Raw genomic sequence first — 5,787 nt, 5'->3', positions numbered from 1 at the left:
CACCAGCGCCGATGGTACTGCTAACGCGGGAGAGTAGGTCGCCGCCAGTTTTTATTTAAAAGTCTCATACATTACGTATGAGACTTTTTTGTTTTTATACCTATTACTTATAACTAACCATACTGTACTAAATATAATAGAATAAAAAGATAGAAACCAAAATAGTACGTAATACTATTTGTGATAAGGTGACACTATTATACTTGTTTATAATGTTAGCATTTATTATACTATCGAGCTAAAAAGAATTTAATTTATGATTACAGAATTTTTTTTATTTTAATTTGCTCCTATTGTATAAACGATCTGAGCGCTATATGACGTAGCAGGGAGTGTTACCGAAACACCACTTAATTGTAATTGTACATTGATACCTGAATATGCTACGCTGTTTCCAAGGCCTAAAGTACCGGTGAAATTAATAGTGAAGAATGTTACATCTGTTGTTTGTGGCATTTCAGTGTAAGTGGTACCTCCGGTTATAGTTGCTGAGCATAGTACACAAACACCGCTGATTGTGGCTGTTCCTCCGGTTCTTTTTGAATAAAGCCGTAAGGTGTTATTCCAAGACATGACATTATAATGCATGCTGACTTTAGCGGATCCATTCGCAAGAAGATTGAGAAAAGATCCAGGTAATGTGCCCGAGAGTATTAATTGATTAGTAGCACTTTCATAAGTTCCTGCATAGTTAGTTCCGGCTTCGGCAATAGAGGGTATACTTGGAGTCCAGTTATTTCCGGTAATAGTTATTGTTTGTCCTTCTATATATCCGCTTAATACTAGAGAAAGTATATATAGATATTTTTTTAAATATTTTGTGCTGAAAAGATGATTTATAGTTTTCATTTTCAATTTTATTCTGTGATAGTATAGACAATTACAATAGGGGTGTTAGTAGTTGTGGTAAGACTAGCATAAGTACTAATAGCAAGACTGATAGTCAGCATATGTCCATTATTAGCTCCGTTGCCTGTATAAGCACCTCCAATACCTGTAATAATATTCGTAGCGGTAGTACTAAGTGTAATTTGTGAAGTTGGAGTACCCAATGTTCCTCCTCCTGAACCTGATGCTGGAGAAGCCTGAAGTCTGATATTAACTCCAGGAATGGTTTGATTAATAGCGGCGGTAATTCGTCTTGTGAGTCCACTGGGTGCAATTGCAGAAGTATAATTGATCCACTTTGTCGTGTTGTTTGCAGGAGCAGTTAGTGGAAGTCCAGCTTCAGTAGGAGCTACAAAATTCATACTAATAGTTCCGGCGGGTTCAATATCCAGCAAGGTTACAACAGGTAAAGTCATAGAAACAGTTCTGCTTCCGGATGTTTGTGAAAATACCACATTAGATATTGTACATAATATCATACAAACTATATGAACTCCTAATTTCATTTTTTCTTTTTTATTTCATTATACCCTACTTTTATAGTTTCCTGCTGATATTTTATTTCATTTTGTTGTTTTAGAATATGAATGTCTATTTTTTTTATTTCAGAAGGTTTAAGCATAAACTGGAATGTATCTACTGATATTTTGTAACGCTTATCTAAACCATTTCTATAAAGTTTGACTTTCCAATCACCGGGGCGTAAATAAGTAAAATCAAAAGGTTCACCGATAATGACTATTTTTCGGTAAGTCTGTTCACCATTGGACGCCTCTATAATAATGCTTTCTTTTTTCTTTTTTCCTGTTTTAGGTTGAAAATGAGCAAAGCTATACTGACTTTTTTCTTCATTTTCATTAAATTCTATATTTCCCTGAATAGAAGCAGCAGTAGTTAATCCAAAATTAAAAACATGCTCTTTATCTTTGAGGTTTAATGAGGCAGGTAAAGAAATATTGGTGATGTCATTAATACCAATAGTAGAACGATCCATTTCTAGGAAATAATCACCAGGAAGAATATTCTTAAATAGGTAATTCCCATTTTTATCTGTAATTGATAAATAGTTGCCCAGCATTAATTTTATTCCTTCAGTTTTTTTGACCCCAAGATTACTAATGTTTCCAGACAGGGAAGTATATTCTGCGATCTTTTTTACAGGGACATCAAGACGCAAGGTATAACGTATTGAAAATATAAAATCTTTATTTCCCAGCTCTCCTCTTTGTAATGAATATCGCCCGGAAATATCCAGTTCATTTCCTGGAAAAAGCCGTTGATGAAACAAAAGTTCAAAAAGGTTCCGGTCTTTGAAATACTCTTCAGGCATGTAATTATTCTGGTAGAAAAGACTAAAATTTGTCTTATCTGAAAGACGGCTTAGGATTCGAGCTCCATAATAGATCTGTTTTTGATTTGCCAACAAATATCGAGAAGTAACTGCATAGCTCGTAAATAAATTAAAAGAAGTTCTGAACTTTTCAAATGCTATATTAGCTGTATAAAAACTTGAGTTACCATTAAATCCGGTCAGATAATTGTCTGTTTTTCCAAACTGTCCCTCAAGATTTACTTGAAACATCCCTATTTGCTGATTAACACTTACTTTGAAATATTTTTCATAATAATCAAACTCCTTAGGTTCTAAGCGATCCTGATATTTCTGATATCCATTATAAAGCATTATGAATCCATTGGAATGATATTTATATTGGACTCCATACTGAAAGAAATTTCTGTAAGGAGCGGCAAGGAATAATGTATCTCTCTGGAAGTTTTTTGCATCCTGTATGTAATTAGCAAAAATGTTGATTTTCTTGGAAATTCTGTACTGAAGATTTCCATTGAATGTGCTTGTATTGGTAAAATATCCTGCAAATTCAGGACTTGATTTCATATACATAATACTTCCATTGATCTTCTCAAAATTAGCCTGGGTTTGAATCATATAGGCTGTACCCTCCAGCTCTTTTGTTTTACTGTAAGCAACTTCTCCGGACACATTTATATTTTTTGAGATTTGGAATTTTCCTGTGGTATAAGGAAGATGTGCTTCTGAATCTAACCTGATATTTCCAAAATTACTTTCTCCTTTTCTAGGTGTTTTATAAAGATACCCTGCTGTAATCTCTGATTCTTTACGAATTTTAAATGTTGAAAATACATTAAACTCATCTTTAATATCCCTAAAAAACCTGGGATGGTTATAGAATCCCCCAAGACTGAATCTTTTAAAATCATATTTAAGTTCGGCACCCCGTCCATATCTTGCGAATTCGGTCAGATAAGAAGCAGAATAGTTTTTGTCTCCTAAATGGATGAAAAGATTTTCTCTGTTATAATTAATAAAATATTCTTCATATTGGGTAAATGAACTGAATTCCACAGGGTTTTTAGTGACTGCATGAAATTCTACTTTATTTTTATTCTCTTTATCCAGGCTGCCTTTACCGTAAATTTCCCCTTGGAAACCATCATTATAAACTCCCATATTCTGCATTCCGATGAAAGACATGGAAGCAGCAATGGGGAGTCTGTGGTAGATGTCATTTTCAACAGGTTTTACTGATATGACTTTTATACTGACATAGGCAGTCTGATTTTCTTTTGGGTTGTCCTGAGAATAAACTGTAAGATTAAGATTTTGATATTCATTCTGTCCAAGTGCAGGATTGGTAATTTTATGTATGGTAATTATTTTTGTTTCACCGGGCGGCAGAACTACTAAAGAGTCATTATCTACCACTGCATTTTTACTTTCTAAGAAAAGTTTCTCCATAATATTTCCACTGTTCTTTAATAGAAAGGAAGCTTGTATTGTATCCCCGGCCCTTATAAACTCAGGTGATTCTAAAGATTCTATAGAAAGCTTTTTATTTCCGGAAACCGTAATTTGAGCTGTTTTTGTAAAATGAATTCCTTCTTGCTTATCAGTTATGTACAAAATTATAGAATATAGCCCTTGTGTAGCTTCTGTTGCAATACGTAAAGGGACAATATAAACTGTACTTTCCTGTGGAGCGAGATTTAATTCTCCATTTGTTAAAATGGGAGTAATTTGCGGACTGGAAGTCTTAACGGTAATCTCATATGTTTTATTTTCAGCAGTATTGTTTTCTAATGTAAATGAAATAGAAGTAGATAACCCCGGTAACAGACTATCTTTTTTGCTGGCTGATTCATTGGACAGCTGCTGAGAAAAAATAAACGCCGGGAATAGTATAATAATATATGAAGCCCAAATTTTAATCATTTTTTACTTCTAATTCCACATTGATTGCGAAAGCATTTTCCTCTTCATCAGTAGCTATTATAGCTGCATTATACTGGCCAGAAGGTATTTTGCTGATGTCTATGTAGAATGTTTTTGATGTATTGGGTAATAAACCCATGGTCAGACTGGAATAGCTATCAACTTTTGCTCCGGTTTTACGGTTATAGATTTCAATAGCAGCTGTTGGTTTACAATACAGATTACCCATATTAGCAATCGCAATCTTTACCGTTTGTTTTCCGTCTTCTTTTTCTACTTTTACACTTTCAAATTTAAGATCAGGCTTAGCTTTTTCAGCTTCATAATCTGTAATAATCTGAACGGCATACCTGATAATAGAGGTAATATTAACTCCGGCCTTATCATCATTAGGCTTGATATTTTCAACAGGTTCAACGATTATAACACTCCAATAGCTGCCTGCATCTCTATGTTGATCAGGAATTGAAATTTCATAATATACTTCAGTTTTTTCTTTAGCACCAAGAGTAACAAGATTAGTATTTAATTTAATCCAGTCACCATTGGTTCTACTATTCGTATGTAAAGATGTATAAGTGATGGTCCCATTAGCCAGATAAGCAAAATCCTGTAAAAATAGTTTTACACTTTGAGGATGATTGTCTGTGTTTTCAATAGCAATTTTCCCTTTATATACTTTCCCGTTTTCCACCTGATATGTATGTGTTAGCCCATTAAGGACTACAATACTGGCATGTAAAAAAATGGAATGAAAAATAAGAAAAATAAAAAGAGAAATACGCTTTAGCATGGTCATGTAAAGATTGAAGTTTAAAATATGGATAATATAAAACCAGGAAGAGATTTATAAATAACCTCTTCTTGCTTTTTTTACTTAATACAGCTTCGACTAGTTATCAGATATAGTGTAGGTAACAGTCGCTACAGTGGTAGCAGTCGCCTGTAGATCAGCATACGCAGCTACTCCACCAGGTCCACTTCCAGCTGCTAAAGCATAAGTAAGGTTATGTCCGTTATTAGCACCGTTTCCGGTATAGGCACTACCGATTCCCGAAATGATAGTCTGATCGGCCGCACTTAATGTTATTTGTGCTGCCGGTGTACCAAGTGTACCTCCTCCTGCACCGGTAGCCGCCGCTGCTGTTACGTGAATATCAATTCCCGGGATAATGGCATTTAATTTTACAGTTACATTACGTGTGGGATCAGCAACTGATTTAATGGATGAGTAATTCAGCCAGAGTGTATTATTTGAAGTACTTGGAGTAATAGGCTGCCCAGCTTCTGTAGGTGCTGTAAACCCTAAAGTAATGTTTTTAGTAGCCGCAGGCTCAATGTCTACTAGTGCAACTTCGGGAATAGAAATAGTAATAGTGTGATTATCAGTATTAGTATCTTGTGCATTAAGGTGAGCAGAAACTAATGCAACTAAAGATAATGTCAAAGGAAATGTAAACTTTCTCATGATGTATAAATATTAAATTCTAAAGTGAAATTAATAAAAATTCCATAAAATGAGAAAGATATTTTAATAATTTATTTAAAGTTTTTGTTTTATAATTAAATATTATTTATTGATGCCGTATTGAGGGGATTTTGAGAAAGATTATTCTCTTTTTGATCGTGAAAATTATGTCTAAAAT

5 protein-coding genes are annotated in these 5,787 nt (G+C 34.0%); all 5 read right to left on the bottom strand.

Going from position 1 to position 5,787, the window contains the following annotated elements:
- Positions 1 to 279: 279 nt before the first annotated feature.
- Positions 280 to 849 carry a hypothetical protein gene (locus tag Q0A18_RS02315; protein ID WP_292008558.1) on the bottom strand — a complete coding sequence of 190 codons (570 nt, stop codon included), beginning with the start codon at positions 847 to 849 and terminating at the stop codon, positions 280 to 282.
- Positions 850 to 857: 8 nt separating this feature from the next.
- The gene (locus Q0A18_RS02310; protein ID WP_292008557.1) at positions 858 to 1,394 is read right to left on the bottom strand and encodes a hypothetical protein; all 537 of its coding nucleotides are present in this window, start codon (positions 1,392 to 1,394) and stop codon (positions 858 to 860) included.
- A complete protein-coding gene (locus Q0A18_RS02305; RefSeq protein ID WP_292008556.1) occupies positions 1,391 to 4,141 on the bottom strand; it encodes a hypothetical protein in 2,751 nt (916 codons plus the stop codon). The genes Q0A18_RS02310 and Q0A18_RS02305 overlap by 4 nt, the downstream gene beginning before the upstream one ends.
- Entirely contained in the window at positions 4,134 to 4,940 is an 807-nt protein-coding gene (locus Q0A18_RS02300; RefSeq protein ID WP_292008555.1) for a DUF3324 domain-containing protein, read from the bottom strand. Before Q0A18_RS02300 ends, Q0A18_RS02305 begins: the two co-directional genes overlap by 8 nt.
- Positions 4,941 to 5,033: 93 nt before the next feature.
- Positions 5,034 to 5,609 carry a hypothetical protein gene (locus tag Q0A18_RS02295; RefSeq protein WP_292008554.1) on the bottom strand — a complete coding sequence of 192 codons (576 nt, stop codon included), beginning with the start codon at positions 5,607 to 5,609 and terminating at the stop codon, positions 5,034 to 5,036.
- Between the last annotated feature and the right edge of the window lie 178 nt (positions 5,610 to 5,787).

It is taken from the genome of Chryseobacterium sp., assembly GCF_022712095.1.
GTDB lineage: Bacteria > Bacteroidota > Bacteroidia > Flavobacteriales > Weeksellaceae > Chryseobacterium.
The sequence above is the reverse complement of the archived record's forward strand: the minus strand, read 5'-3'. Positions and strand labels throughout refer to the sequence as shown.

Coding starts and splice junctions, on each gene's coding strand:
- Q0A18_RS02315 (WP_292008558.1), bottom strand. CDS start 849: ATGAAAACTATAAATCATCTTTTCAGCACAAAATATTTAAAAAAATAT.
- Q0A18_RS02310 (WP_292008557.1), bottom strand. CDS start 1,394: ATGAAATTAGGAGTTCATATAGTTTGTATGATATTATGTACAATATCT.
- Q0A18_RS02305 (WP_292008556.1), bottom strand. CDS start 4,141: ATGATTAAAATTTGGGCTTCATATATTATTATACTATTCCCGGCGTTT.
- Q0A18_RS02300 (WP_292008555.1), bottom strand. CDS start 4,940: ATGACCATGCTAAAGCGTATTTCTCTTTTTATTTTTCTTATTTTTCAT.
- Q0A18_RS02295 (WP_292008554.1), bottom strand. CDS start 5,609: ATGAGAAAGTTTACATTTCCTTTGACATTATCTTTAGTTGCATTAGTT.